The organism is Phenylobacterium sp., from assembly GCF_030693805.1.
GTDB lineage: Bacteria > Pseudomonadota > Alphaproteobacteria > Caulobacterales > Caulobacteraceae > Phenylobacterium.
The window spans coordinates 1-1,029 of the sequence record NZ_JAUXZW010000157.1 but is presented as its reverse complement, the minus strand read 5'-3'; the positions used below and the strand labels follow the sequence as shown (position 1 = coordinate 1,029).

Annotated in this window: 1 pseudogene; it reads right to left on the bottom strand. The window is 62.0% G+C overall.

The features are described from left to right. A pseudogene (locus Q8M88_RS06690) lies at positions 1-552 on the bottom strand (hypothetical protein); the annotation flags it as partial. Positions 553-1,029 lie beyond the last annotated feature (477 nt).

Here is a 1,029-nt window from a genome sequence, read left to right as displayed (position 1 = left end):
GTCGAAGCCCTGCTGGACGCGCGGACCCGCGTGCATCGAAACGCAGAAGCACGTGCCTCCCGCCTGGCCGCAATTAACGGCCACGATCAGCGCGCGCTCGCGCAAGGCCTGGTAGTGCGGGTCAACGTACATGTCACTGACGAGAACCCTGTCTTGAATTTCAATCGCGCGAATTTCGCACGCGCGCACGCCGATGAAGGCGAGACGATCAGATGGCGGGGGTTCGGGCGTGACGCTTGCGTTCTCGCCATCGCGTTCGGCCGTCCAAAGTCGCAGCTTCGGCGCGTGTAGAAATTTTTTCCAGGACTGCGGCCCGACGGAATAACCAAAGAGCGCATCGTCGTCGCGACGGGCCAATCTATAGCGGCCGCGGTCCTGCTCGTCCGTCCACCCGAGGGGCAGATCGTCGACAGATTCGATATCGTCGTAAACGATCGCCTGATTTTGCATGGTCGGCCCGATGGCGCGATAACCGCCCGCCCGGATCGCCTGCAGCAAATCTTGCAGGCCCTCAACCGTGATGATCGCCGCCGCTTCGTCAGCTTTGGCCATGAGCGCTCCTAACCTGGCTTCCTGCCCGCAGATATCAAATCGAACGACGTCGGATGTTTCGTCAAGTCTAGCCTTTGCCGCCGCCCTTGTGACGCGAGGATGACATTCGGCCGACGTCCGGCATCGCGCGCTATATCTTCCCCTGTCAGAGTTCAACCGCCCCACGCGATCCTAGAGCCCAAGTTTACCAGCGGCGAGGCGAGCGGCGCCCGCTCCCCCGCGCCCAGTTGCTCGGTTCCCGCGCACGAACTATCTTGAGCTTCTAATTCGGCCAACAGGCGCGTGGGACAAGGCGAACTTGCCGCCGCTGTGTCGCTCGCGCCGAACTGCGAGGATTATTCATGTCCAATAGCCCCGATCCGGCCGAACCCAAGTTGCCTGATGCCTCGCCGCAGCACGAGAGCTGGGCGACGACATTCGAGCACGGCATTGAAGAGATCAGAACCCAGTCCGCCGGCGTTCTCTTCCTCGACGTCA